Genomic DNA, 26,137 nt, shown 5'->3' on the forward strand with positions numbered 1-26,137 from the left:
GCGTCCAGAACGGCATTTCCACGCTGGAGCGTAGGGAACGATGAGCTCTACGACTGCTGTCGTGCGACGCAGCGCTTGGCTGTTGCTCCCACGCGCCTCGTGGTAGCGCACTTCTGGAAGCTCTGCGTCCGATCTTGAACGGCGCGAAGCAACGCCGGGCATGCGCCTCACATGGCCGGCACGCCACCCGCGATCAACGCTTCGGTTGTGGTATCCGGCAGCACAATAGTGTTGTTGCCAGGCGTCAGAATCACCTTGCGGCAATCCTCTTCCTTCTTGTCGAACAACTTGTAACCTTTCGCCGCATCTTCCAGCGACATGCGGTGGGTGATGATGGCTTCGGGTTCAAGTCGACCTGCTTCGATGTGTTCCAGCAATTCAGGCATGAAACGATGGACGTGGGTCTGGCCCATTTTGAACGTCAGCCCTTTGTCGAACGCATCGCCGAACATGAAGCCGTGGATAAAGCCGGCGTAAACCCCCGGCACACTGACCACGCCGCCACGTCTGACTGCTGCGATGCACTGACGCAATGCCTTGCCGCTGCTGCCTTCCAGTTTCAGCGTAGCCAGGATGGTCTCGGTCGTACTGCCCTTGGCTTCGAAACCCACGGCATCCACCACACCGTCCACGCCACGCATGCCGGCGGTCTGACGAATGATGGTGTCGGCCGGGTCATCGTCGTCATCGAAATTGATCGGGATCACACCGTAGGTTTTCTGAGCGTAGGCCAGACGATACGGATGATGATCGACCATGAATATCTTCTCGGCACCGAGCATTTTCGCGCACGCGGCACTCATCAGGCCCACCGGGCCAGCCCCATAGATGGCAACGCTTGAACCAGGTCCTATTCCCGCATTGGTCACCGCCTGCCAGGCAGTAGGCAGAATGTCGGAGAGAAACAGGACCTTCTCGTCAGCCAGAGTGCCCGGTACCTTGAATGGGCCGACGTTGGCCTTCGGCACGCGCACGTATTCAGCCTGGCCGCCTGGGACGCCACCATACAGATGGCTGAAGCCGAACAGTGCTGCTCCTGGCGGAATGGACTTCTTGTTGATGATTGCGCCGCGTCCGGTGTTGGTGGTTTCACAGGCGGCGAACTGGTCGAGGTTGCAGAAAAAGCAGCTGCCGCAGGCGATGACAAAAGGGATCACGACGCGATCACCTTTCTGCACGGCGGTCACTGCCGAGCCGGTCTCCTCGACGATGCCCATGAACTCATGACCGAAGATATCGCCGTGTTCCACCGTGGGGATCTTGCCGCGATACAGGTGCAGGTCTGAGCCACAGATCGCGGTCGCGGTGACTTTCAGAATAATGTCGTCGGCTTCTTGTATTTCCGGGTCCGGCACCGTGTCGACCTTCACACTGTTCGCGCCGTGGTAAGTCAAAGCTCTCATGATTAATCCTCAGTAGCAGCAGAAGTTCTGTCCGTACTGAAGATGAACCACGAGGATTTTGTTGGTTCAGCGTGATTGGTCGACGCAGGACTAACGGTAGGTCAATTGCGAAACGCCGTCATGTCCTGCAACAGCATGCCCATCAGACGGTTGGCACCGACGCTCAGCTGACGGCCCAGCCGGCTGATCAAATGAGTCTGCGGGCTGCTGAACACCTCGTGCTGCAACGGCAGGGCGCGCAGTTTCCCGGCTTTTATTTCTTCTTCCACAACAAAGGTCGGCAGCAGTGTGACGCCGCCCTGCATGGCGAAGTGCTTGAGCATGGCGAAGGTGCTGCAGGTCAGTGTCGGCTGCACCGTAATGCCCAGTTGGTGTTCGGCTTGCAGCAGTATCTGGCGGATACCGTAAGACACCGCTGGCAGCGCGATACGGTAGTGTTCAAGGGCACGAAGCTCAATCGGAGCGTGCGCTTGGGTAAGCGGATGATCGGGGGCGGTGATGACGCACACGGGTTTGCGCTGATGAGCGTGAGAGCGGATTTTCGGGTCGGCGGCGGGGTTGAAGACCAGGCCGATATGCGCCTCGTCCTCGACCACCTGACGAATCACCTCATTGCTGCCGCACACGTTCACGATCAGCTCGATGCGCGGGTACAACTCGGAAAACCGCGCCAGCGGCTGGGCGAGACTTTCAAGAAAGCCCTCTCCTGACACCAGAGTTACCGAACCGCTGTGCAGGCCCTTCAGCGCCTGAATCGAATCCAGCAAGACCTCCTGCTGAGTCAGCCGCTGACGGTAATAGGCCAGTACCTTGTCACCTGCTTCAGTGGGTTTGACGCCGCGGCGGTGGCGCTCGAGCAGTGGCGAGCCGAGTTCCTGTTCCAGTTGCGCGATCTGGCGGCTGACAGCCGAGGGTGCCACGTTGAGATAGTCGGCGGCAGCCCTGACGCTGCCCAGCCGCACCGCTTCGAAGAAATACAGGATGCGTCGATCTTGCACCAGGCTCATAGGGTTCCTGCGGAGGTTCAGTGTTGCGTTGAAGGCAACATAAATTCGATTTCAGGATTATTGCTGAGAGGGTAGAGCGCTGTCCATACTCGAATCATCAGCACATTGCCGGTCGATAAGGCCTGCAGCGTCATTCTCGAATTCGTACAAAAACCTTTGACCGGGATGCAGACATGACTTTGAAAGCAGGTGTGATCGGATTGGGCAACATGGGCCGTGGCATGGCTGCCACGCTGGCAAGCAAGGGTTTTGATGTCAGCGGCTTCGACCTGTCACAGATGGCGCTGGACCAGGCCGAAAGCAAAGGCGTCAAGCCGGTTGCCGACCGTAAGCAACTGATTCAGGACGTGGACATTCTGATCCTGTCGCTGCCCAAGGCCGAGCACGTGGAGTCGGTGTGTCTGGGCGCGGGTGGCATCAGCGAGTTCGGTCGCAAGGGTTTGATCGTGGTCGATACCACGACCTCGACGCCGGAAATGAGCCGTAAGGTCGCCGCCGAACTGGCGAAGAACGGCATCGCATTCATCGACGCGCCGGTGTCTGGCGGCCCGAAAGGTGCCGCCACCGGCACCATGTCGATGGTGATCGGTGCCGAGGACGCCGACCTGGCACGCGCCATGCCGGTTCTGGAAGGCATGAGCGGGACCCGCGTGCATGTCGGGCAATGTGGCGCTGGCAACGTGGCCAAGATTGCCAACAACATGCTGGCGGCCTGTCACCTGATCAGCACCGCAGAGGCCGTCGCGATGGCGGCACGCGCAGGTGTCGACCCGGAAAAACTGCTGCAGGGTCTGAACGCGGGTTCCGGACGTAGCGGTGCCACGCAAGTCATGTTCCCGACCTGGGTGCTCAACAAGGCGTACGACTCCGGTTTCACCATGGGCCTGATGCGCAAGGACGTTGGCCTGGCCAGTGATCTGGCGGACAGCCTCGACATGGACTTGCCGCTGTCGCGCGTTGTCGCCCAATTGTGGAAGGCCAGCAGTGAAACCCTGGCAGACACCGAAGACTTCTGCGCCATTGTGCAACGCACCGATGGCAAACTTTACGGTCATGGAGAATAAGCGATGAGCACTGCAAGAATCCTCGAATTGATGCGCCCTTACTGGGGCGATCGGAGTGTCGTCGCCAGCTACGTCGGCGGCCAATTCATCGAAGGTCACGGCGCGCCGGTCGAAGTGCGCAATGCCCATGACGACAGCCTGCTGCTGAGCTTCCCGGACGCTGACGAGTCATTGGTCGAAGTCGCCGACAACGCGGCAAAAGCTGCGCAACATCACTGGTGGGCGCTGACCGCTCAGGCGCGAGGCCGCGCCATGTACCAGGTGGGCAGTCTGATTCGCGAAGAACTGGAAAGCCTTGCGCAGATCGAATCCCTGACCGCCAATAAACCGATCCGTGACGCCCGCGTCGAAGTGCTCAAGGTCGCCGAGATGTTTGAGTATTACGCTGGCTGGGCGGACAAGCTTCACGGCGAGATCATCCCGGTGCCGACCACGCACCTCAATTACGTGACCTACGAACCGCTCGGCACCGTGTTGCAGATCACGCCCTGGAACGCGCCGGTTTTCACGTGTGGCTGGCAGATAGCCCCGGCGATTGCGGCGGGCAACGCAGTCATTCTCAAGCCCTCGGAGCTGACGCCGCTCAGCTCGCTGATCGTCGGTGTGCTGATCGAGCGTGCCGGGGTGCCGAAAGGGCTGGTCAACGTGATCGCCGGTTTCGGTCATTCCATCGGCCAGGCGTTCATTGCCAAGGCCGATATTCGCAAGGTGGTGTTCGTCGGCTCGCCGGCGACCGGTCGGCATATCGCTGTGGCTGCGGCACAGCGCTGCATTCCGGCGGTGCTGGAGCTGGGTGGCAAGTCAGCCAACATCGTATTCGACGATGCCGATCTGGAGGTGGCCTTGCGCGGTGCTCAGGCGGCGATCTTTTCCGGTGCCGGGCAGAGTTGTGTCTCCGGTTCACGGCTGTTGGTGCAAGCGTCGATTTTCGAGAAGTTCACCAATGCCCTGGCAGTGGCAGCGACGCAGTTCAAGGTCGGCGATCCGAGCGACCCGGAAACCCAGATCGGCCCGATCAACAACGCCAGGCAATACAACCACGTGAAAGGCATGGTCGAGGAGGCGCTGAAAGACGGCGCGAGACTGGTTGGCGAGCACGCTGATCCGATCCCGGAAAAACCGGGTTACTACATCAATCCAACCGTGCTGGCAGGTACCAACGAGTTGCATTGCGCGCAGGAAGAAATCTTCGGTCCGGTGGTGGTGGCGATTCCGTTCAAGGACGAAGAAGATGCGATCCGTATCGCCAACGACAGCCGTTTCGGTCTGGCGGGTGGTGTCTGGACCCGTGACGTCGGTCGCGCTCATCGCGTTGCCAGGCAGGTGCGTGCCGGGACGTTCTGGGTCAACGGCTACAAGACTATTCACGTCAGCTCGCCGTTTGGCGGCTATGGTGAGAGTGGCTATGGCCGTTCTTCCGGTCTGGATGCCCTGCGTGAGTACAGTGAAGTGAAAAGCGTCTGGGTCGAAACTGCCGCCAAGCCTGCCGCCAGTTTTGGATACGGCGCGAGTCTGGAGTAAACACATGCCCATTTCAAAGACACTGATCGATGAAGCAACTGTCTGGCGCCGTACGATTCATGCCGCGCCGGAACTGGGGTTCCAGGAGCTGAAAACCTCGGACAAGGTGGCGGATCTGCTGAGCAGCTTCGGTATCGAGGTGCACCGCGGTCTGGGCGGTACTGGCGTGGTCGGCACCCTGCGCAACGGCGACGGCCCGACCATCGGCATTCGTGCCGACATGGATGCCCTGCCGATTCAGGAGCTGGGCGACAGCGTTCACAAGTCGGTACACAAAGGCTGCATGCACGCCTGCGGACACGATGGCCACACGGCGATCCTGCTCGCCACCGCCCGGCATCTGGCGGAGACTCGCCGGTTTCGCGGTACAGTGCATTTCGTTTTCCAGCCTGCCGAAGAGAACCTGGGCGGCGCGCAACGAATGATCGAAGACGGCCTGTTCGAGCGTTTCCCGATGGATGCCATTTACGGCCTGCACAACTGGCCCGGCGTGCCTGCGGGCAAGGTGGTGATCAATCCGGGGCCGATGATGGCGTCACTGGACACTTTCGAGATCACCCTGACCGGCAAAGGCAGCCATGCGGCCATGCCGGACAAAGGCAATGACCCGATCGTGGCGGCGGCCGAACTGGTACTCGGGCTGCAAACCATCGTCTCCCGGCGTCTGTCGCCACTGGATTCGGCGGTGGTCAGCATCACTCAGTTCAATGCCGGTGAAGCCATCAATGTCCTACCGGAAACCGCCACCCTGCGGGGCACCGTGCGCTGCCTGCAAACGCCGGTACGCGAGAAGGTTCAGCGACTGATCGGCGAGTTCGTCGAGCGTTTGCCGGCGGCGTTCGGCGTGCGCGGCGAGCTGGTTTACAACGTCGGTTACCCGGTGACCGAAAACCATGTCGACGCCGCCGCCACGGTCCGGCGTGCTGCAGTCGCAGCGGTGGGGGAGACCAACGTGCAATGGGGCTGTAACCCGTCCATGGCTTCCGAAGACTTCGCTTTCATGCTGCACGCCTGCCCGGGTGCATACATCTGGATGGGTGTCGATGGCGAGCAACCGTCGGCGGCGTTGCACAACCCGTACTACGACTTCAACGATCAGGTGATTGAACCTGGTGTTGCAGTGTGGACAGCGCTGGTGGAGCAGTGTTTGCCGGTGAGTTGAGTGATCACGATGACACTGACGACGCAGAGCGCGACGTCAGTGTCAGGGCGAAGGAATCCGACGAAGCCGGGCCTGAATCTCACTGACTTGCAGAGCTGTGTGACGCAGAGCGTCACGAAATGCATGGCCACACGGCGCATGGGAACGATAGCAAAAGCAGCGTGCGCCTGACGGCTGACGAGGAATCAAGGCGCGGTGAGCAACTCCACGGTGATGCCGGATATGTCCGGCAGGCAGGTCAGCAGATGGTCGCGCAGCTCCATGACCCGCTGGCGCTTGAAACTGTCCTGCAACCACACCAGGTAGTAGGCATCCCCAGTGCCGACAGCCGAGTCGAATGGCAAAAAAACCTGACCTTCGTTGATGTCATCAGCGACCAGGAACAAGTCGCCGATCGACACGCCATGCCCTCTTACCGCAGCAGTGATTCCCTGATCCAGCGTGTCGAATACCTTGCCTTTGCTCAACGTTACCTGACCTGCGAGGTCCATTCGGTTCAGCCAGCGCCGCCAGTCCCGACGGTCGCTGGACGGATGGATGAGTTCAGCAGCCTGCAGCCGCTCCGGCCCCCATGGCTGCTTGCCCAGGGTGTCTGCCGAGCAGATTGGAATCAGCCACTCGTCAAACAGTTTGCAGGTTTCGACCTCTGCACCGAAGTTGCCATTGCCCAGCAGAATCGCGCAGTCGAAAGGCTCCGAATAGAAGTCCACGCTGTCAAAGTCCATCCACACGCTGGAGAGCTGAACCGGCAGAGCAGAGGTGGACTGCTTGAAGGATTCCAGTGCGTGCAGCAACCACCTCATGGTCAGAGTGGACGGTGACTTGAGACGCAGATTCGCGCCCTGACCGCGAAATGGCTGGCAGGCATCTTCGATGATCCGAAAGCCGATCTTGAGCTGACTGGACAGTCGCCGACCCTCATCACTCAACCAGAGCCTCGGTCCCTTGCGCTCGAATAACCGGCAGCCCAGGGTCTCTTCCAGCGTACGAATATGCCGGCTGATGGCGCTCTGAGTCAGTGAAAGCTCTTGGGCAGCACGTGTGAATGAGCATGATCGGGCTGCTACTTCAAAGGCTCGGAGTGCGTAAAGAGGCGGGATTCGCTCGGTCATGCGATAACTAACCATGATTATTTGTCATAGTAGGTTACACCTTTTTCCATTTTTCCGCGCCCGCGTCACCGGTCAGAATCGCCCGCTCGTCACTGTCGTAAAAAACCAATAACAAGGCGGTGTCCTTATCTGCTGCGTGCGTGAGGGAATATGCTGCCCAAGTCCGAAATGCTGTTGCGTCAATCCGTTGTGAGACGTGTGCTGGAAAGTGGTAACGCTCTTGAACCGGACTGGAAAGTTCAGGCTTACAGGCAATTCGAGCAGGTGCTGAGCGACAAAGGGTTTCCCTGTCTGTTTGGACGGCGGGCGAATAAGTCCGGAAGTTGTCTGCTGCTGTTCATACCCGTTGAGCATGACCGGCAAACGCTGTGTGCCGGCCTGCAAGAATATGTGAGGTTCGTGAATGACACGCCACTTGAAGAGCGTCTGTTCAACCCGCTGATCGTCATTTTCGAGAAGAACGATTTCAACAGCCTGGCCGAAGAGCAGGCCTATGCATGGGCCACGTTGCAGCATTTGCACAACGATGACCGCTCACCCTGGCCCGCCGGTGCCAGCACAGACCCGGAGACGTTCGAGTGGACCTACCACTTTGCCGGTCTGCCCCTGTTCATCAATATGAGCTTTGCGCGCCACACCGCGATGAAAAGCCGCTCGCTGGGTGGGCATATTGTGTTTGTGGTCAACCCTCGGGAGAACTTTGACGAGGTGGCAAGCGCCGAGACGGACAGTGGTCGCAAGATCAGGGAGAGGATCCGTCAGCGAATCGCTAGTTACAACAACGGTGTCGTACCGGACACGCTGGGCTTTTTCGGCGATCGGAACAGCCTTGAGTGGAAGCAGTACCAGCTATATGAGGAGGGCGGGCTGGCATTGTCCAAGTGCCCCTTGCATATCAAAGTCGACAAGACTGACCATTTGAATGAGCGTTAAGTACCCATGAATATATCGTTGCTGCTGATCTACATGTTCAGTGTGTTCATGCTGATCATTACCCCTGGTCCGGTGGTGGCGCTGATCGTCAATACCAGCCTGGCGTGCGGGCCGAAGCGCGCGATACTGACGGCGCTGGGCACAAACTGGGCCTCTCTGGTGCTGGTGCTGGTCGCGGCCTTGATCCTGACGGGGACACTGTCGGTGAGCGTGACCCTGCTCAACTGGATCAGCCTGATCGGCTGCTTCTTTATCGCTTATCTGTCGGTGCAGGCGCTGGAGCAGGCGTTGCGTTACGTGCCGTCCCGGTCTGAAACATCGCCGCTGCCAGCGCGCAGCAGGCACAGCGGGCTGATAACCGGCTTTCTGGTTGGGATTTCCAATCCGAAGGACATCATTTTCTTCGTCTCGTTTTTCCCGCAGTTCATTAACGTGACCGAGTCGTTCAAGGGCAGCATCGCATTGCTGTCGGTGCTGTGGATCATCATTGATCTGTCGATTCTGTTCGCTTACATCTTCCTCATGCGCCAGAAACTGGCGTTGAAGTACAAGCGCAAGATCGAAGTTGTTTCCAGCGTAACGTTGCTGCTGATCGCACTGGCCGGGATTTTCTATTCGGGTTCGACGCTGCTGAGCCAGTAATCGTCGAACCGGTGACACAAGCCGGTGCGCTCAGCACTCGATCAGATTGACAGCCAGTCCGCCGCGTGAGGTTTCCTTGTATTTGTCGTGCATGTCCGCGCCGGTATCGCGCATGGTGCGGATGGCGTGGTCCAGGGAGATAAAGTGCTCACCGTCGCCGCGCAGGGCCATTTGTGCGGCGTTGATCGCCTTCACGGCGGCAATCGCATTGCGTTCGATGCAGGGAATCTGCACCAGCCCGCCGACCGGATCGCAGGTCAGCCCCAGGTTATGTTCCAGACCAATCTCGGCAGCATTCTCCACCTGCTCGGGGGTCGCGCCGAGAATTTCCGCCAGGCCAGCGGCAGCCATTGCGCAGGCTGACCCTACTTCACCCTGACAACCGACTTCAGCCCCGGAAATGGACGCGTTTTTCTTGCACAGAATGCCGACTGCTGCGGCGCTCAGGAAAAAGCGCACCACGTCATCGTCATTGGCGGTGGGTTTGAATTTCATGAAGTAATGCAGCACTGCAGGCACGATGCCCGCCGCGCCGTTGGTGGGCGCTGTGACCATGCGCCCGCCGGCCGCGTTTTCCTCGTTGACTGCCAGGGCGAACAGGTTGACCCACTCCATCGCGCTCAGGGTCGAGCCGATCACGTTCGGGTTATCGAGGTTTTGCAGGCTCTGATGCAGGCGATAGGCGCGACGACGTACATTCAACCCACCAGGCAGGATGCCGGTTTCAAGCAGGCCCTTGTCTACACAGGCGCGCATCGCCGCCCAGATAACCATGATTTTCTCGCGTATTTCTTCTTCGCTGCGCCAGACTTTCTCGTTGGCCATCATCAGCTCGGAGATGCTCATGCCATGGGTCTTGCACAGTTTCAGCAATTGCGCACCGCTGAAAAAGTCATAGGGCAGGACGGTGGTATCGCTGTCCAGCACACCGCTGGCCGCCTGTTCGGCGTCGATCACAAAGCCGCCGCCTACCGAATAGTAGGTTTGCTCGTACACTTCGCCGGTCTTGCCGTAGGCACACAGCGTCATGCCGTTGGGGTGGTACGGCAGGCTTTCGTCGAGCAGGCACATGTCTCGTTCCCAGACAAATGTGATGGCCTGTTCGCCAGCGAGCATCAGCTGGTTATCGGCACGCAATGCATCAATGCGCTGGTTGACCAGGCTGGGATCGATCTGGTCCGGCCATTCGCCCATCAGGCCCATCACCGTTGCCCGGTCGCTGCCGTGGCCGATGCCGGTGGCCGAAAGAGAACCGTACAATCGCACCTCGATCCGTTCTACGCTATGCAACCGGTCCTGGTTGCGCAGCTCGGTCACGAACAGTGCCCCGGCGCGCATCGGCCCGACGGTGTGGGAACTGGACGGCCCTATGCCGATTTTGAACATGTCGAAGACGCTGATGGCCATCACGGAGGTCCTTCAAATGAGATGATGCAGGGGAGTTGGAGACTCCCTCTTTCTGGTCTTTATCTTTGGCTTCGCCTGTCGAAACGACAAACGATTGTTGCTATGCAACGCTTTAGCGGAACTCTTCAATGAGCAGAATCTTCAACGCACAGATGCACGCCTGGTTACAGGTGTTCGCCTGCGCGGCCCGACACCTTTCCTTCACCCGCTGTGCGGAAGAGCTGCACGTCACGCCCGGTGCCATCAGCCAGCAGATGCGCCAGCTGGAAGAGCGCCTAGGGTTCGCGCTGTTTCACCGGGTCGGACGCGGGCTGGAACTGACCGCAGAAGGTCAGCGCCTGGCGGTGGTCGCCAACGAAGTGCAGAGCCGCATCAGCGAAGAACTGCGCCTGCTCTACTCCGGGCGTATCGGCGGGGTGTTCAAATTGCGCTGCATCCCTTCGTTTCTCAGCAAGTGGCTGATGCCGCGCCTGCCGCGTCTGCAGGAAGCATTTCCGGACATCCAGTTACGGATCATCGCCGAAGACAGCAGCGGCTCGTTGCGTGACGACGATTTCGATCTGGCCATCGACCTGAATGACGGCAGCTATCCAGGGCTGTCGACCACGCCCTTGCTGGAAGAAGAGTTGTTTCCGGTCTGTTCGCCCAGCCTGCTGGTGGACAAGCCGCCGCTGGACACGCCCAGTCAGCTGGTGCATTTTCCGTTGCTGCACGATATCACCGCCTGGCGCGGCAGCTATGAGTATGCAGAGTGGGAGTTCTACCTGACCGCCATCGGCGCTGACGGCATTGATGTGCGCCGCGGCCACACGTTCAACCGCAACCACCTGACCATCGACGCCGCGCGCATGGGCATGGGCGTGGCGATTGCCCGCAAGGCGCTGATTACGGACGAGCTGGAGCAAGGTTTGCTGATCGTACCCTTCGGGCATCCGATCAAGGCCAGGAAGAAATACGTCCTGGCCTATCGTGAGGGTGCGCTCACTACTCCGGCACGCCGAGCCGTGCATGACTGGCTGGTGAGCGAAGCAGTGATCTAGTCCGCTCCGGAATCAATGAAACATCTCGGCAATCAGCACCGCACCGATGAAGGTGCCGAAGTTGGCAAGGAATGACACCAGCACAATCCGCCAGCCCAGACGACGGAAGGCCGGTAGATCCTTGGCAATCGACAGGCCGGCAAACGTCAGCATCGGGGTAATGACCGCCAGCATATTGATCGAGCTGGTCATTCGGGCGATCTCGGCTGCCCAGGGGCAGGCCGGCGAGGTCATGAACATTGCCACCAGCGAGACCATGCACACGGCCGGGATCTTTCGGCGGATCAGGTTGCACAGTGCTTCACCCACGAAGGCGCAGAAAATCATGATGCCCATTCCGGTGAATGCATCGGCCGACAGCGTCTTGTAACCGACATAGTTGGCAATCAACGCCAATGCACCGGCCGCCAGCCACGCACTGATCTTGCCCGACCAGCCCAGCTCCGGGACCTCCAGCGAGACATCGCTGTGGCGCAGGCCTTCATCGCTCATTGACGCTTTGGTAGTACGGCCTATCAGCGGCTCAAGTACCCGATAACCCCAGACCGCCAGCGGCAGGGAAATGAACAGGGTGAAGTAAGTGCCGATGGTGGTGGTGATCAGGTTTGACGCCGCCGCCAGCGTCATGACTTCCTTGGCAACTTCCGGCGTCTGCTGCGCAGCGATCGCGCCTGCAGCAGCGGCCATCATGCTGCCCGAGCCAATGCCTGAACCCATCGCCAGCGAATTGGGATGGAAGATCCCCAGGCTGGCGATAAAGCCGGCAACGATAGCAATGAACAGCGCACCGAACAGGGTCCCGGTCAGGTACTCGGCCAGTACGCCGCGGCCTTCCGGTGAGTCCATGCCGTAGCGCTCGCCGATGATCGCCAGACTGGGCTCGCGGCCGACCGAGAAGGTCGCGCCGACCGCCTCGTGCTTGATACCCAACAGCAACGCGACCGGCAGGCCGAGCACCACGGTGCCGACAAAATGGCCGAACTCCTGAAATACCAGCGCCCACCCCGAGGCAAATACCACCGGCAGCGAGCCGCCGACGACCAGACCGAGTTTAGCGATGAAAATCAGCAGGGCGGGTTGCAGGATAGAGGCCGACCGCAGTTGCGTACCATGGTCGATGCCAATGGTGCCCGGCATGCGGCGACTGGCAATGCCGATCATCGCGCCCAGCACCAGCGCCCAGACCATCGGCAACAACACCACCTTGCCGGGGCCCAGCGGGATACTGATGGCACCGATCATTTCGGCGATGATGAGGATAACGGCGGCCCAGACATACAGCTTCACTGTCGATGAATCAGCCTGGTTATCGCCCGACACTGCAGCGTGTGAGTTTTGCATGATGATCCCCTTGCCTGCTGAATGGCCTTTTTCAGGCCTTATCAATCGTTATTCTGTTTTTCAGGTCGGCGCGGTGAAGCGCCAGGGCAGCGTTGGAAAGTCCATGAAGTCATGGTGACCGTTGTCCGGCCGAGTATTTTTATGAAGTCCGAAAGTGATCCGGACTCAGGCTGCTTCGAGCCTTTGCAGGGGCATTACAGGGTGCGCTATTTGAAGGGATGAGCCTTTGAATACGGCACTTTGCTGTCCACACGCAATCGCAGTATGCATAGCACGAGGTTGCACACCAATATTGCGAATTTTATTTATCGTTGCGTTAAACAGAACACAGAAGGGGGCTGAAAACGATCTGACCAGACTATCGTGCGACGCTGCCGTTCAGGACGCTGCACGTCCTCATTGCGACGCAGCGCGCCGCGATCTGCATTGCCACGCTGGAGCGTGCGCAACGATAATCTCGGCTATCGTGCTGACGCTCTGCGTGCGCATCCGAGGTCAGGCCAGTGCCGCCTGCCCCAGTGCCTCGGCACACGCTTGCAGGGAACGCCGTTGGGTATCTGCATACAGGTCCAGTTCATCAAGTGTTCGACACCCCAGTGCCCGCTCGAAATCCTGCCGATTCGAATTCGTTGCGTACTGCGCCTGGGCGTTGTCACCCAGGTTGGACTGGAAAATGCCCGCCGCGCTGACCGGCAGAAAGTCTTCGTACACCAACGGCTCGAAGCGCACATGGCCGGCTTCAATCAGTTGCTCCAGATCGCCGGTTTTGCGGGCCGCAATACCTTCAGGTGTCGGAAAGTAGCGAAAATAGGCCAAATCCTGTGCGCGCATTTCACTGTGACTGTCCGCAAACGCCTGAAAAGTCTTTTCCAGCAGCCCGGCATAGCGCACCGCATTGGCTTCGCAGGGAAATTCGCCCAGCTCGTCGCGCGCCTCGTTCAGCAGCCGGTCATACAGCGCGCGGCCTTTGGGCGTCAGTGCTGCGCCGCGTTGTTCGATCTCGCCGAAACGTGCTGTATGACTGCCGGACTGATTGCCAGCCTGACCCATGAACGTGATCGGTTCTTCAAGCGCCTTGAAGCTGGTCTGGCGCAGCAGAATCGGACACTGGCGACGCGGGGGCCCCTCGACCACCGCCTTGGGCGTGATGCCTTTACCGGGCATGCCGCTTTGCACCGCGTCGATATCCAGCGTGCGGGGAGTCAGGTGGTTGATGTGCGGGCCCCGAAACGCCACTACATCGGCAATCAGTCGATGCTGGGCGCTGAGCATCTGATACTCGTCGAGCGAAACGGTCGCGGTGTTGTGCCAGCGGAAGGTTTCCAGCGCCTGTTGAATGAACTCCGCTGCATCTGCTTCGCTCAACCCGCCATCCGTTTCATGCTTTTCGATCAGCGTCAGGGCACCGGGCGTGAAGATACTGCGTCTGGCCAGCACCTGACTGGCAAACTCGCGCAGGCTGTCACTGTCGATCAGCTCGAGGCGCAGCAGCGAGGTAAATACGCGAAACGGACTGACCTGCAAGGCATGCTCATGCACGGCGCGGAAGGCCGTGGAGTGAACGGGCACACCGGCTGCCGTCAGGTCGTAATAACCCACCGGCTGCATGCCCATCACCGCGAAAAGGCGGGCGAGGGTGGCCAGCTCTTGTGCCGTACCGACGCGAATCGCGCCATGACGCTCCATGTCCAGGCGCTGAATTTCACCGGTCTGGCGCAGGCTGTCGAGCACGTCGCTGTTGTGGCTCATGACCTGCTCATTGACTTCGCTCACCAGCGTCATCAGCGTGCCGTAGAGTGGCACCTCGTGCTTGTACATGTGCGACATGGCGCGCGAGAAGCCCGCGCGGATCTGGTCCGGGTCGGCAAAGCGTGCTGTGCTCATCAGGGTGTTTTCTCCGTACGGTGTCAAGCCAGCGCTGCCAGGCAACGCTCGAAAATATCCAGCCCTTCGTGCAGCACTTCGGGCTCGACGGTCAGCGGGATCAGCAGGCGGACAATGTGCCGCGCCTTGCCGCTGGGCATCAATAACAGACCGGCCTCTCTGGCCAGGCCAAGCAGATCGGCAAGCTGGCGTGTGCCGGGTTTGCCCTCGGGCGTGATCAGTTCGATACCGCGCATGCAGCCCACGCCCGTCAGCCTGCCCAGACAGGGATACAGCTTGCTCGCCTGCCAGGCGTCGTAGCGCGCAACGATCGCGTTTTCCTGCTGTTCACCCCACGCGGACAAATTGGCATCAGTCATCTGCGCCAGCGAAGCAAGGCCTGCAGCGCAGCCAATCGGGTTGCCGGAATAGGTGCCGCCCAGCCCGCCCTTGGGCAGGTTGTCCAGTAACGGCTTGCGGCCGACCACGGCACCCAACGGGATACCACCGGCAATGCTTTTGCCCAGCAGGATCAGATCCGGCTCGATGCCCAGACGGGTGAACGCAAAGCGCTGCCCGGTGCGACCGAAACCGGACTGGATTTCGTCGGCGATCAGCACAATGCCATGTTCATCGCAGAACGCTCGCATCGCCTGGGCGAAATCAGGCTCCATGGCCAGAAAGCCGCCTTCGCCCTGGACCGGTTCGAAGATGATGCAGGCTACATCGTGGACATCGATCTCGACGCTCAACAGCCGGTCCAGGGCCTTGAGTGCTTGCTCGGTAGAAACGCCATTGTCCTTGCTGGGGAACGGAATGTGGAATACCGGGCCGGGCAGCACACCGATTTTCTGTTTATAGGGCGCAACCTTGCCATTGAGGTTCAGGGTCGCCAGGGTTCGCCCGTGAAAGCCGCCGTCGAACGCAATGACAGCCGTGCGACCTGTCGCACCGCGCACTATTTTCAAGGCATTTTCCGCGGCTTCCGCACCGCTGTTGGTGAGCATGCCGCTCGCTGGGTAACTCACCGGTACGAACTGCGTCAGCTGCTGCATGAAGCGGATATACGGATCGTGAGGCGTGGCGTTGAAGCAGTAGTGAGTCAGTTTTGTCGCCTGGTCTTGAATGGCTTTGACCACCTGTGGGTTGCAATGCCCCAGATTGAGCACCCCGATGCCGCCGACAAAGTCGATATAGCGCTTGCCGGTGGTGTCCCAGACTTCGGCATTGCGGCCGTGAGACAGCGTCATGCTGTGGACAAACGAAATGGATTCGCTGATGTGTTCGCTCATCGGCCTGGCCCTGACTCCGGGTGATCATGATGGCTTTATCCAAGCAAACATCGGGCAACGCTCGCAAACGAAATAAAATCACCGGGTCATTCCAATAATTCCCGATGTTGTGTCTTTCGCTGCTGTAGACAGCAAGAAGTTCATTCCTAAATGGAATCATGTTTTTCAAAAACGTCGTTTGTGAGTCGGCCCTGACTGGATCAATACTGGGTTCATCAGTGATTTCCACCGTTTCATGACAGGAGAATCAACATGGTTGCCGAGTTATTAGCACGTCTGGGCGTGGCGAACAGTGCCCACACACAAGGGGACTATGCGGTTTACACCCCGATTGATGGCAGCCAGATCGCCTCGGTCACGCTTGAAGGCAGCGCGCAGGTGGCGGCGCGCATCGACGCTGCGCACAGCGCATTTCTGCAATGGCGCACAGTGCCGGCCCCCCGGCGTGGCGAGCTGGTACGGATCTTTGGTGAAGTGTTGCGCGAGCACAAGGCTGATCTGGGCGAACTGGTGTCGGTCGAAGCAGGCAAGATCACTCAGGAGGGCCTGGGCGAAGTTCAGGAAATGATCGATATCTGCGACTTCGCGGTCGGTCTGTCGCGTCAGTTGTACGGCCTGACCATTGCCTCTGAACGTCCCGGCCACCACATGCGTGAAACCTGGCATCCTTTGGGTGTGGTCGGGGTGATCAGCGCGTTCAACTTCCCGGTTGCAGTCTGGGCCTGGAACACCACGCTGGCGCTGGTCTGTGGCAACCCGGTGATCTGGAAACCCTCGGAAAAGACTCCATTGACTGCCCTGGCCTGCCAGGCGCTGTTCGACAAGGCACTGAAGATTTTTGGCGATGCGCCCGCAGCGCTTGCCCAGTTGGTGATTGGTGATCGTGACGCCGGTGAAGCGCTGGTCGATGACCCGCGTGTGCCACTGATCAGCGCCACGGGCAGCACCCGCATGGGCCGCGAAGTGGGTCCGCGTGTTGCTGCACGTTTCGGCCGCAGCATTCTCGAACTGGGTGGCAACAACGCAATGATTCTGGCCCCCAGCGCCGATCTTGATCTTGCTGTGCGGGGCATTCTGTTCAGCGCCGTGGGCACTGCCGGCCAGCGCTGCACCACGTTGCGTCGTCTGATTGTGCATCGCTCGATCAAGGATGAAGTGGTTTCCCGCGTCAAGGCAGCCTACGCCAGGGTGCGCGTCGGTGATCCACGCGAGGGCAATCTGATCGGCCCGCTGATCGACCAGCAAGCGTTTTCGGCCATGCAGAACGCGCTGACCAAAGCCCGTGATGAAGGTGGTCAGGTGTTTGGCGGCGAGCGTCAGTTGCAGGACAAGTACCCGAACGGCTATTACGTCACGCCAGCCATTGCCGAAATGCCGGGCCAGAGCGAGGTGGTGCGGCACGAAACCTTTGCCCCGATCCTTTACGTGCTCGCCTATGACGACTTCGAAGAGGCCTTGCGCTTGAACAACGAAGTACCGCAGGGCCTGTCTTCGTGCATTTTTACCACCGACCTGCGTGAAGCCGAGGCGTTCCAGAGTGCGGCGGGCAGCGATTGTGGTATCGCCAACGTCAATATCGGCACCAGCGGTGCAGAAATCGGCGGTGCGTTTGGCGGCGAGAAGGACACCGGCGGTGGCCGCGAATCCGGCTCCGATTCGTGGCGCGCCTACATGCGGCGGCAGACCAACACCGTCAACTATTCCCGCGAGCTGCCACTGGCCCAGGGCATCGTTTTCGACTGATCTGTACCGAGCCATTATTCGACGGGCATTGCTGGAGTTTTTTCGATGGTGCAGTTTGCCGAAGGCTGTCTGTGGGAACAATTGACTCCGCAACGTCCGGTCAGCCCGGCCCTGAGCGGTGAGCGGAGCGCCGATGTATGCATCATCGGCGCCGGATTCACCGGTCTGTCGGCGGCGCTGCGGTTGCTGGAAGGCGGCAAATCGGTGTGCGTGGTCGAAGCTCATCAGGTGGGCCACGGCGGTTCCGGGCGTAACGTCGGTCTGGTGAATGCCGGGACCTGGGTGGCTCCCGACGAACTGGACAAGGCCTTGGGCAGCGTCGAGGCCAGTCGCCTGAACAGCGCTCTGGGTGCGGCTCCGGCCTTGGTGTTTGCGACCATCGACAAGTACCGCATCGATTGTCAGGACACGCGCACCGGCAACCTGCACATGGCGCATAACGCCAAGGGGCTGGCCGATCTGCACAGTCGTGCAGAACAATGGCAACGGCGCGGTGCCAATGTCGAATTGCTGACCGGCAAGGCCTGCGAAGATGCCTGCGGTACCGACAGGGTCAGCGGCGCATTGCTTGATCATCGTGCTGGCACGGTGAACCCGATGGCTTACGTATCAGGAATGGCGCTTAACGTCGTCGCGCTGGGGGGGCAGTTGTTTGGCGAGTCCGCGGTAACAGGGCTGCAACGCACTGCCGACGGATGGAAGGTTTGCACAAAAAACGGCAGTGTGCGCGCCGAAAAAGTGATCATTGCTTCCAATGCCTACACCGAAGGTGAGTGGACCGACGTCAAGGATCACATCTTTGCGGGGTATTACTATCAGGTCGCTTCACAGCCACTCAGTGGTGCCGAGCAGGCGGGTATTCTGCGGGGCGGGCAAGGTTCGTGGGATACGCGCACGGTACTCAGCAGCATTCGTCGCGATGCTCATGGGCGGCTGCTGCTGGGCAGCCTTGGCAATGCCGGCAATTATCCACTGCGGTTCATCCGTCAGTGGGCTGACCGCATTCAGCAGCACTACTTTCCGCAACTGGGCCGGGTCGAATGGCAGAGCACCTGGACCGGCCGTATCGGGTTCACACCCGACCACTTGTTGCGTCTGTTCGAGCCTGCGCCAGGCTTGCTGGCCGCGACCGGTTTCAATGGCCGCGGTGTGACCACCGGGACATTGGTGGGCAAATGCTTTGCCGATTACCTGCTGAGCAACGATGCCGCTGCACTGCCGGTGAGTTTTTCGCGCAGCAAAAAAGTCTCTGGCAGTTCACTGCGCACGTTGGCCTACGATGCCGGTTTCACGCTGTATCACGCCGGACAATGCCTGCGCGTAGTGCTCTGAGCCGACGACCTTTCAGGCTGTTCGACTGCTGATTCGCAACTCCGCACACAGCCCGCCCTGCGCCGAATTGCGCAGGTGCAGGCTGCTTTCCAGTTTGCGCACGATCATGTCGACGATCGCCAGCCCCAGCCCTGCGCCATTGCTGTGGCCCTGGCTGTAAAAACGCTCAAAAAGGCGTGCTTTCTGTTTCTCGTCGATGCCCGGCCCCGCGTCCTCTACCGACAAATGTGCGCTGCCGTCTTCCTGACGACTGAGCATCACGCGAATCTCGCTGGCTGGCGGGGCGAAGTTGAGCGCGTTGGTCAGCAGGTTTTGCAACGCGATGGTGATGGCTGAGGGGTCGCTGTGAATCACACAGTCATCGCCGGCCTCAAACACCAGGTCTACACGCTTCTCCAGTGCCAGTGGCGTGAGTTCGGCCATTTCCTCGCGCACCAGGGTGTTCAGCTCGAAGGTCTGCAACTGGCTGACGTCAAGACGCGGCTCCAGTCGCGCCATGGTCAGCAACTGGCTGGCCAGACGCGCAGCGCGGTCGACGCCATGCACCAGAAAATCGAGTGCTTCCAGACGTTGTTCCGGGGTTTCGGCCTGCCGTGCGTTCTGTGCGTGGATGCGCAGAATAGTCAGCGGTGTGCGCAGTTCATGGGCCGCGTCGGCGATAAAGCGCCGCTCGCGTTCCAGCACGCTCTCGATCTGGGTCAGCAGGCGGTTGAGCGCGTATTGCATGGGTTCCAGCTCTTTGGGCAGCGGCGTTACGTCAAGCGGCTCAAGGCTTTCGGCATCGCGTTTGCGGATGACCCTTGCCATCGATTGCAATGGACGCAGACCCCAGCCGATGGCCAGCCAGATCGCGACCACCAGCAGTGGCACGCCGATCAGCGTCGGCCATAACGTGTGGCTGACAATGCGCTGAATCAGGTCCTGGCGCACATCGTCGCGCTCTCCGACCCAGATCAGGAAACCCTGCTGCGGGTCGGCCAGCAGGAAGCCGCACCATTCATGTCCATTCTCGATCAGGTCATGAGAGCCCTCTTCGGCGGGAGGCGCACTGAGCAGCGGCGCTTCGGCCGAGCGCACCAACAGCTCACCCGATGTGCGCCATACCTGAAACGTCAGCCGGGTCTCGTACGGATGGGCAACGCCACTGGTGCCGACCCGGCTCATGGCCTGATCGAACGCCTGATACAGCTTGTCCAGGTCCTGTTCGCCCGCCGCGCGCTGACGCAGCACACCTTGCAGCAGGCGTGCGCTCTGGGCCAGTTGTGCGTCGTAGACTTCTTCGATTTCGTGGTGGCTGTCGCGCAGGGCGAGCAGGCTGATCGCCAGGTCGCCGAGCAGCAACAGCACCAGGACCGGGACCAGAATGCGCGCGCGTACCGAGGTCATACCTTGAGCTCCAGCAGGTAACCGACACCGCGCACGGTGCGGATCAGCTCGGTGGACAGTTTCTTGCGCAGGTTGTGGATCAGCACTTCAAGCGTGTTGCTTTCGACCTTGTCCTGCCAGCCGTACAGGGTATTGGACAAGCGCTCGCGGGTAACCACTTTGCCGGGGCGAATCATCAGCTGGTGCAGCAACTGGTATTCCATTGGCGTCATCGGCACTTCAATGCCTTGAAAACTGACCTGCTGCGACGCCGGGTCCAGGCTGATGCCTGCGTGCTCCAGCAGCGGCTGCGCACGTCCCTGACTGCGCCTGAGCAGTGCCCGGACCCTGGCTTTGAGTTCATCGACGTCGAACGGCTTGATCAGATAGTCGTCTGCGCCCGCGTCCAGGCCGGCGATGCGGTCAGCGGTGCCGTCGCGTGCGGTGAGGATCAGTACCGGCAGAGTGAGTTCCTCGGCACGCAGCTGGCGCAGCAGGTCGAACCCATCCATGCGCGGCAGCCCCAGATCAAGCAGCAACAGATCGAATGGTTCGCTGCGCAGGGCGTGCAGCGCGCTAAGCCCGTCCTCCAGCCAGTCAAGGGTGTAGCCCTCGGTATTCAAGGCAACGCGGATACCTTGGCCAATGGCTCGATCATCCTCGACAAGAAGCAGGCGCATAGGTGTGTGACCAATGAATAGGGTGAGAAGGGCGCCATCATGCCGTCAGCCGGCAGTGTCGCGAAGTGCCGTGTGTCCGGGAAGATGTTACGAGCTGTTACGTATTAAGCTTTTCCTAAGACTCGTTTCGCACAGTAGGCGCTCCTTAACTGCCTGCGAGTATCTGTCATGCGTAAAGTCCTGCTGATTTCCCTGTTGTTGGCCAGCCCTCTGGCCCTTGCCGGTCCGCAATGCACCACGGCTGAAAAGTCCCAATGGCAGGATCAGGCCAAATTCCAGGAGCAGCTCAAGGCTCAGGGTTACGAGATCAGCAAATTCAAGGTGACTGATGGCAACTGCTACGAAATCTATGGCTTCGACAAGGACAAGCGCAAGGTCGAGATCTATCACGACCCGGTAACGGGCAAAGCGGTCAAGACCGAGATCAAGTAATGAGCCGTGTTTCCCTGCGCCTGTGGGATCCGCTGGTCAGACTGTTTCACGTCTCGATTGCGGGTGTTTTCGTTGCCAATTATTTCTTCAATGAAGCGGGCGACGACTGGCATGTCTGGCTGGGCTATTACGCGGTTGCCTGGCTGGTGGTGCGAGTGGTGTGGGGATTCATCGGGCCGGTCAGCGCCCGCTGGAGCGATTTCTGGCCAGGTCCGGCGCGCCTGCGTGCGCATGTCCGATCGCTGATCAACCGGCAACCGGTGCATCGGCTCGGTCACTCTCCGCTCGGCGCGCTGGTCATGATACTGATGATGGTGCTGATCTTCGGCATGGGCCTGACCGGTTTCCTGATGGAGGAAGTCGATGCCTTGTGGGGTGCCGACTGGCCTTTGCAGGCTCATGAAATTCTCGCCAATACGCTGTGTGCTCTGGTGGTGCTGCACATGGCCGCGGCCATCTTCGAAAGTTTTCAGGTGCGTGACAACCTGCCCTTGTCGATGCTGACCGGCAAACGACGTCCATTACCTGAAGATCGCCATCGCTGAAACCCCATCCTTTTCCCTCATCACAGTGATGCCTCCGATGCGTGTTATTTCCCGAAACCAGGCTGCATGGAGCGCAGGTCTGATGGTTGTAGCGATTTTTCTCAGTGCATGGTTAAGCCATCCCCAGCACCGCATCTCTGCCTTTGCCGTGAACGCCGCGCCCGCCGGGACTGAAAGCGTCGCGCCCCAAGCGTCGTACATCGCACGTTTCGCGTCTTCTGATCTGGACGATTTCGTGCATTCGTCAGCGGTGACGGCGTTGCCCGGCGGCGACCTCATGTCGGTGTGGTTCGCCGGTTCTCGCGAAGGTGCGGGGGACGTCGAGATACGCACCTCGCGCTTCGATGCGTCCAGCGGTGAGTGGGGCGGCGAGCAGGTGCTGGCAACACGCGAGTCCACCCAGTCGGGCACCGGCAAATACATCCGTAAACTGGGCAACCCGGTCATCGCCCTGGCCCCGGACAACCGTCTGTGGCTGTTTTACGTTTCAGTCTCGGTCGGCGGCTGGGCGGGCAGTACGGTCAATGCGATGGTGTCCAGCGACATGGGGGCCAGCTGGTCGCCGCCGTGGCAGCTGGTGACATCGCCGTTTTTGAACATCAGCACGCTGGTGCGTGGCGCGCCGGTGTTTCATGCCGACGGCTCGATCGGCCTGCCGGTCTATCACGAGTTTCTCGGCAAATTTGCCGAATACCTGTACCTGAGCGCGGATGGCGAAGTCATCGACAAGTTTCGCATCAGCCGCGGCAAGAACTCTCTGCAGCCGACCGTCGTGCCGCTGGACGGCCAGCGCGCCGTAGCCTTGCTGCGTTATGCCGGGGAGACGTTCCACCGGGTTCTGGCCAGTCGTACCGAAGACGGTGGCCAGACCTGGAGCGAGCCGCAACCGCTGACACCCAGCAACCCCAACTCGTCACTGGCCGCCGTTGGCGTGCCGGGCAAAGGCTTGCTGGTGGCGCTGAATGATCTGCGCGAAGGGCGTTTCAAGCTCAGTCTGTATAGCACCGATGAGCAGATGAAGGTCTGGCGGCCGCTGCCGGATCTGGACAAGTCGCCCGATCCGCTGGGCACGCCGTTCGCGCTGGAAGCCTACAAAGCTGCCATCGGTGAAGGCTTTCGTGCCTCCAGCGGCACTCGTCGCCAACCGCTGGAAGCCGAGTTTCTGAACAATCTGGACCAGCGTGTCTGTTCGGCGCAGGGGTGTGATTTCGAATACGAATACCCGTATTTCATCCGCAGTCCGGACGGCCTGTATCACTTGGTCTACTCATGGAATAACACCTTCATCAAACATGTCAGCTTCAACGAGGCCTGGCTGGCGGAGCAACTTTTATGATCGCTTCGGGATTGGCTCACCTGGCGTTTGCCTGGACCCTGTTCGTGCTTTTGGCTCCGCTGATTGGGTCGTTATGGTGGCGCTGCGGCCTGCTGACAGCGACCTCGGTGCTGAGCGTTATCTCGGTCGACGGGTTGTCGATGGCGTCGTACGCTCGCAGCCTGACCGATGATCTGGCAATCACCAGCCTGGTTGCACTGGGTTGGCTGACCCTGCAGCGACTGGGTGTGCTGCGGCCTATTGATGTATCCCGGCCATGGGTCATGTTGCTGGTGTTTGCCGCACTGGCGCTGATGCTGTATCCGGCCACGCTCGGTTTGACGTACTTCGATCCCTACCGCTGGGGTTACAATCCGCGGCCGATGATCATTATCGTTGCCGTTATCGCATTGGGGCTGGTGTTCATGCGGCATGCGCTGGCTGTGGTGATGCTGGCCGCCGCGACGCTGGCCTTCACGTTCCGTATCAAGCCGTCGGAAAATTATTGGGACTACCTGATTGACCCGCTTCTTGCCCTGTATTGCTGCGGGGCCTTGCTGAGCCTGGCCGTCCGTTTTGTTTATCGCCGGGCAACGGAGTCGCGCCGTTCGGCCACTCTGTCTGCCGGCAATGTTTAGAGGAATGACAATGAGTTGGTTGCAATCGCGACGCCTGCACTACTGGCTGGGCGCGATCACGTTGGTGTTCCTGTTGTCGGTGTTATTGAGAGGAGTGTTTTTCTACGGTTTTTCCGGGGTCGAGCCCGGCACCTTGTTCACGCATGGCGAAGTCGCACAGACACTGGGGATCGGTGTGCGCTTCGACCTGCGTCTGGCGCTGCTGATCCTGCTGCCAGTCGCGATGCTGCTCTGGCTGCCGCGCTGGAACCTGATCGGCAGGCCGGTCCTGCGCTGGATCGCACGAGGCTATCTGATTGTAGTGCTCGCTGTTTTGACGATGATTCATATCGTCGACTTTGGTCATTACGCCTATCTCGGGGTCAGGCTCAACGCCAGCGTGATGCGCTATCTGGAAGATGCGCAGATTTCCCGTGACATGCTCTGGCAGACTTATCCGGTGTTGTGGATCACGGCCGGCTGGCTGCTGACCGTCGCAGCGCTCGGCTGGGCATTGCTCAGGCTCGAGCGTATCACTCTGGATCGCAAGGCCCGGCCGATCAAACGCTGGTCCGTGGTCTGGGGATCGGCGCTGATGGTCTGTGCGACTCTTCTCGGCTTGCTGGGTCGGGTCGACAATCTCAATCTGGAAAACCCCGTACCGTTGCGCTGGAGCGATGCATTTTTCTCCGGCAACAGTCAGGTGGCGGCATTGGGGCTCAACCCGGCGCTGTTCCTGTACGACACGCTCAAGGTCTCTCAGTCACACTTCGATGAGGCTCAGGTGCGCGAGCACTATGCTTTGGTCGCACGCTATCTGGGCGTCCGCCAGCCCGATGCGCAGGCCTTGAACTTCAAGCGTCACCAGTCTGTGCAGCCGTACCGGGTGCAGGGCGAGCGGCCGCCGAATGTCATGTTCGTCATGCTCGAATCCCTCGGCACCAGCGCTGTCGGCGCCTACGGCAATCCGCTGAACCCGACGCCTAATCTGGACCACCTGGCGACTCAAAGCTGGTTTTTCAAACACTTCTACGTGCCGGTTACCGGCACCGCGAAAACTGTCTGGGCGAGTATTACCGGCGTGCCCGATGTCACCCGGCAGGAAACCGCTACGCGCCATCCGCTGCTCACACGGCAAAACACCATCATCAATGACTTCAAAGGCTACGAGAAGCTGTACATGATTGGCGGTAACTCCGGTTGGGCCAACATGAACGCATTGATCCGCCGCAGTATCGATGACGTGCGCCTGTACGACGAGCGCGACTGGAAATCACCGCAGGTTGACGTGTGGGGAATTTCCGACCTGGATCTGTTCAAGGAGAGCGACCGCATTCTGCGGGCCTTGCCAGCGGACAAACCGTTTTTCGCCTACGTACAGACGGCTGGCAATCACCGGCCATTTACCATTCCGCAAGACAACGACGGTTTTCAGGTCAGCGACAAGACACTGGAACAGGTCCAGGCTGCCGGTTCCCGTAGCGTGGAACAGTACAATGCCGTGCGTCTGCTGGATTTCAATATCGGCCGTCTGATGGAACTGGCCAAGGCGGGCGGTTACTACGAAAACACCATCTTTGTGCTGTTTGGCGACCACAACACACGCATCAGCCAGATCCCGCACATGGCACCGGCATTCGAGCAACTCGGGCTTGAGAGCAATAACGTTCCGCTGTTGATTCATGCACCAGGCCTGCTGGGCACCCGGGTCATCGATGAAGCGGTCGGCCTTGCGGATCTGCTGCCTACGCTGGCGGGGATGGCCGGTATGGAGTTCACCAGCGGCACGATGGGTCGTGACATTCAGCAGCCGGCTCCCGAAGGCGAACGTGTAGTGCCACTGGTGCTGCGTGAAGGCACGTTCCCGCTGATCGGCGGTGTCACGCGCAACTACCTACTGCAAATGGAGCACGATGGAAGTTCGCCAACGCTTCACGACCTGTCTTCACCCACGCCGCTGGATAACGTCGCCGGGCAGAACCCGCAAGAGTTCGAACGTCTGCGTGATCTCACTCGCGGTCTGCATGAGACCTCACGAATGATGCTGTATCAGAACGTGCGCTAAGGGAGCGCAGGGCTGGTTGCAGGGCATTGCGCAAGCCGTCGGTTGAGCCCGTGTGCTTGCGTAATGATGGCATCGGGGATTGATGATGTTAAAGTGCTCGTCAATGTGAACCCTGCACGGATAAAACACGTACAAGGCTCGGTTTTCGACTATCGTCATCCGTTGAAGAACAAGTTTTCGGGCAGTGCAGACAGCTGCCCTGTGACGCTGGCTGTTTTTCTTGTGAATTGCGGTATTTCATCGCCTATACCGGAAA

General features: G+C 59.9%; 22 protein-coding genes. 13 read left to right on the plus strand and 9 right to left on the minus strand.

Annotated features, from left to right (window positions below; genetic code table 11):
* Positions 1 to 167: 167 nt before the first annotated feature.
* Together ALO80_RS11075 and ALO80_RS11080 are read right to left on the minus strand one after the other, a co-directional pair.
* Positions 168 to 1,403 (minus strand): zinc-dependent alcohol dehydrogenase, encoded by a 1,236-nt coding sequence (locus ALO80_RS11075; protein ID WP_055009038.1) that lies wholly within the window; start codon positions 1,401 to 1,403, stop codon positions 168 to 170.
* Between the two features lie 101 nt (positions 1,404 to 1,504).
* A complete protein-coding gene (locus tag ALO80_RS11080; RefSeq protein WP_055009039.1) occupies positions 1,505 to 2,410 on the minus strand; it encodes a LysR family transcriptional regulator in 906 nt (301 codons plus the stop codon).
* 173 nt (positions 2,411 to 2,583) lie between these two features.
* Between ALO80_RS11080 and ALO80_RS11085 the strand changes: the two genes are divergently transcribed.
* The 3 genes from ALO80_RS11085 to ALO80_RS11095 are packed head-to-tail and all read left to right on the plus strand — an operon-like array spanning position 2,584 to position 6,157.
* A complete protein-coding gene (locus tag ALO80_RS11085; protein WP_055009040.1) occupies positions 2,584 to 3,474 on the plus strand; it encodes an NAD(P)-dependent oxidoreductase in 891 nt (296 codons plus the stop codon).
* Between the two features lie 3 nt (positions 3,475 to 3,477).
* A complete protein-coding gene (locus ALO80_RS11090; RefSeq protein ID WP_055009041.1) occupies positions 3,478 to 4,995 on the plus strand; it encodes an aldehyde dehydrogenase family protein in 1,518 nt (505 codons plus the stop codon).
* 4 nt (positions 4,996 to 4,999) lie between these two features.
* Positions 5,000 to 6,157, plus strand: coding sequence for a M20 aminoacylase family protein (locus tag ALO80_RS11095; protein WP_055009042.1), 1,158 nt, complete (start codon positions 5,000 to 5,002; stop codon positions 6,155 to 6,157).
* Between the two features lie 185 nt (positions 6,158 to 6,342).
* On the opposite strand, the gene ALO80_RS11100 is transcribed toward ALO80_RS11095, so the two are convergent.
* Positions 6,343 to 7,269, minus strand: coding sequence for a LysR substrate-binding domain-containing protein (locus ALO80_RS11100; protein ID WP_055009060.1), 927 nt, complete (start codon positions 7,267 to 7,269; stop codon positions 6,343 to 6,345).
* Between the two features lie 150 nt (positions 7,270 to 7,419).
* Between ALO80_RS11100 and ALO80_RS11105 the strand changes: the two genes are divergently transcribed.
* Both ALO80_RS11105 and ALO80_RS11110 read left to right on the plus strand, forming a co-directional pair.
* Complete coding sequence (locus ALO80_RS11105) at positions 7,420 to 8,202, plus strand: YqcI/YcgG family protein (protein ID WP_055009043.1); 783 nt, start codon at positions 7,420 to 7,422, stop codon at positions 8,200 to 8,202.
* 6 nt (positions 8,203 to 8,208) lie between these two features.
* A complete protein-coding gene (locus ALO80_RS11110) occupies positions 8,209 to 8,844 on the plus strand; it encodes a LysE family translocator (protein WP_055009044.1) in 636 nt (211 codons plus the stop codon).
* Positions 8,845 to 8,874: 30 nt separating this feature from the next.
* Here the strand turns inward: ALO80_RS11110 and ALO80_RS11115 are convergent, their stop codons facing one another.
* Positions 8,875 to 10,251, minus strand: coding sequence for an L-serine ammonia-lyase (locus tag ALO80_RS11115; RefSeq protein ID WP_054987784.1), 1,377 nt, complete (start codon positions 10,249 to 10,251; stop codon positions 8,875 to 8,877).
* Positions 10,252 to 10,379: 128 nt separating this feature from the next.
* Between ALO80_RS11115 and ALO80_RS11120 the strand changes: the two genes are divergently transcribed.
* Positions 10,380 to 11,291, plus strand: a complete 912-nt coding sequence (locus ALO80_RS11120; RefSeq protein ID WP_054987785.1) for a LysR substrate-binding domain-containing protein — start codon at positions 10,380 to 10,382, stop codon at positions 11,289 to 11,291.
* A 12-nt stretch (positions 11,292 to 11,303) separates the two neighbouring features.
* Here the strand turns inward: ALO80_RS11120 and ALO80_RS11125 are convergent, their stop codons facing one another.
* The 3 genes from ALO80_RS11125 to ALO80_RS11135 form a co-directional block, all read right to left on the minus strand.
* A complete protein-coding gene (locus ALO80_RS11125; RefSeq protein WP_055009045.1) occupies positions 11,304 to 12,632 on the minus strand; it encodes a DUF3100 domain-containing protein in 1,329 nt (442 codons plus the stop codon).
* A gap of 495 nt (positions 12,633 to 13,127) precedes the next feature.
* Positions 13,128 to 14,516, minus strand: coding sequence for a 2-oxoadipate dioxygenase/decarboxylase HglS (gene hglS / locus ALO80_RS11130; RefSeq protein WP_055009046.1), 1,389 nt, complete (start codon positions 14,514 to 14,516; stop codon positions 13,128 to 13,130).
* Positions 14,517 to 14,539: 23 nt separating this feature from the next.
* A complete protein-coding gene (locus tag ALO80_RS11135; RefSeq protein WP_055009047.1) occupies positions 14,540 to 15,787 on the minus strand; it encodes a 2-aminoadipate transaminase in 1,248 nt (415 codons plus the stop codon).
* Between the two features lie 252 nt (positions 15,788 to 16,039).
* On the opposite strand from ALO80_RS11135, the gene amaB reads away from it, so the two are divergent.
* Both amaB and amaA read left to right on the plus strand, forming a co-directional pair.
* Positions 16,040 to 17,530, plus strand: coding sequence for an L-piperidine-6-carboxylate dehydrogenase (gene amaB / locus ALO80_RS11140; RefSeq protein ID WP_054987789.1), 1,491 nt, complete (start codon positions 16,040 to 16,042; stop codon positions 17,528 to 17,530).
* Between the two features lie 45 nt (positions 17,531 to 17,575).
* Complete coding sequence (gene amaA / locus ALO80_RS11145; RefSeq protein WP_055009048.1) at positions 17,576 to 18,862, plus strand: L-pipecolate oxidase; 1,287 nt, start codon at positions 17,576 to 17,578, stop codon at positions 18,860 to 18,862.
* A gap of 12 nt (positions 18,863 to 18,874) precedes the next feature.
* Here the strand turns inward: amaA and ALO80_RS11150 are convergent, their stop codons facing one another.
* Positions 18,875 to 20,248 (minus strand): sensor histidine kinase, encoded by a 1,374-nt coding sequence (locus ALO80_RS11150; RefSeq protein ID WP_055009049.1) that lies wholly within the window; start codon positions 20,246 to 20,248, stop codon positions 18,875 to 18,877.
* Positions 20,245 to 20,907, minus strand: a complete 663-nt coding sequence (locus ALO80_RS11155; RefSeq protein WP_055009050.1) for a response regulator — start codon at positions 20,905 to 20,907, stop codon at positions 20,245 to 20,247. Before ALO80_RS11155 ends, ALO80_RS11150 begins: the two co-directional genes overlap by 4 nt.
* Positions 20,908 to 21,075: 168 nt before the next feature.
* Between ALO80_RS11155 and ALO80_RS11160 the strand changes: the two genes are divergently transcribed.
* The 5 genes from ALO80_RS11160 to ALO80_RS11180 are packed head-to-tail and all read left to right on the plus strand — an operon-like array spanning position 21,076 to position 25,881.
* A complete protein-coding gene (locus ALO80_RS11160; RefSeq protein WP_003381463.1) occupies positions 21,076 to 21,339 on the plus strand; it encodes a PepSY domain-containing protein in 264 nt (87 codons plus the stop codon).
* Positions 21,339 to 21,884, plus strand: coding sequence for a cytochrome b/b6 domain-containing protein (locus tag ALO80_RS11165; protein ID WP_055009051.1), 546 nt, complete (start codon positions 21,339 to 21,341; stop codon positions 21,882 to 21,884). The genes ALO80_RS11160 and ALO80_RS11165 overlap by 1 nt, the downstream gene beginning before the upstream one ends.
* 37 nt (positions 21,885 to 21,921) lie before the next feature.
* The gene (locus ALO80_RS11170) at positions 21,922 to 23,220 is read left to right on the plus strand and encodes a sialidase family protein (RefSeq protein ID WP_055009052.1); all 1,299 of its coding nucleotides are present in this window, start codon (positions 21,922 to 21,924) and stop codon (positions 23,218 to 23,220) included.
* Positions 23,217 to 23,837 carry a hypothetical protein gene (locus ALO80_RS11175; protein ID WP_055009053.1) on the plus strand — a complete coding sequence of 207 codons (621 nt, stop codon included), beginning with the start codon at positions 23,217 to 23,219 and terminating at the stop codon, positions 23,835 to 23,837. Before ALO80_RS11170 ends, ALO80_RS11175 begins: the two co-directional genes overlap by 4 nt.
* A 10-nt stretch (positions 23,838 to 23,847) precedes the next feature.
* A complete protein-coding gene (locus ALO80_RS11180; protein ID WP_055009054.1) occupies positions 23,848 to 25,881 on the plus strand; it encodes an LTA synthase family protein in 2,034 nt (677 codons plus the stop codon).
* Positions 25,882 to 26,137 lie beyond the last annotated feature (256 nt).

It is taken from the genome of Pseudomonas caricapapayae (genome assembly GCF_001400735.1).
Lineage (GTDB): Bacteria > Pseudomonadota > Gammaproteobacteria > Pseudomonadales > Pseudomonadaceae > Aquipseudomonas > Aquipseudomonas caricapapayae.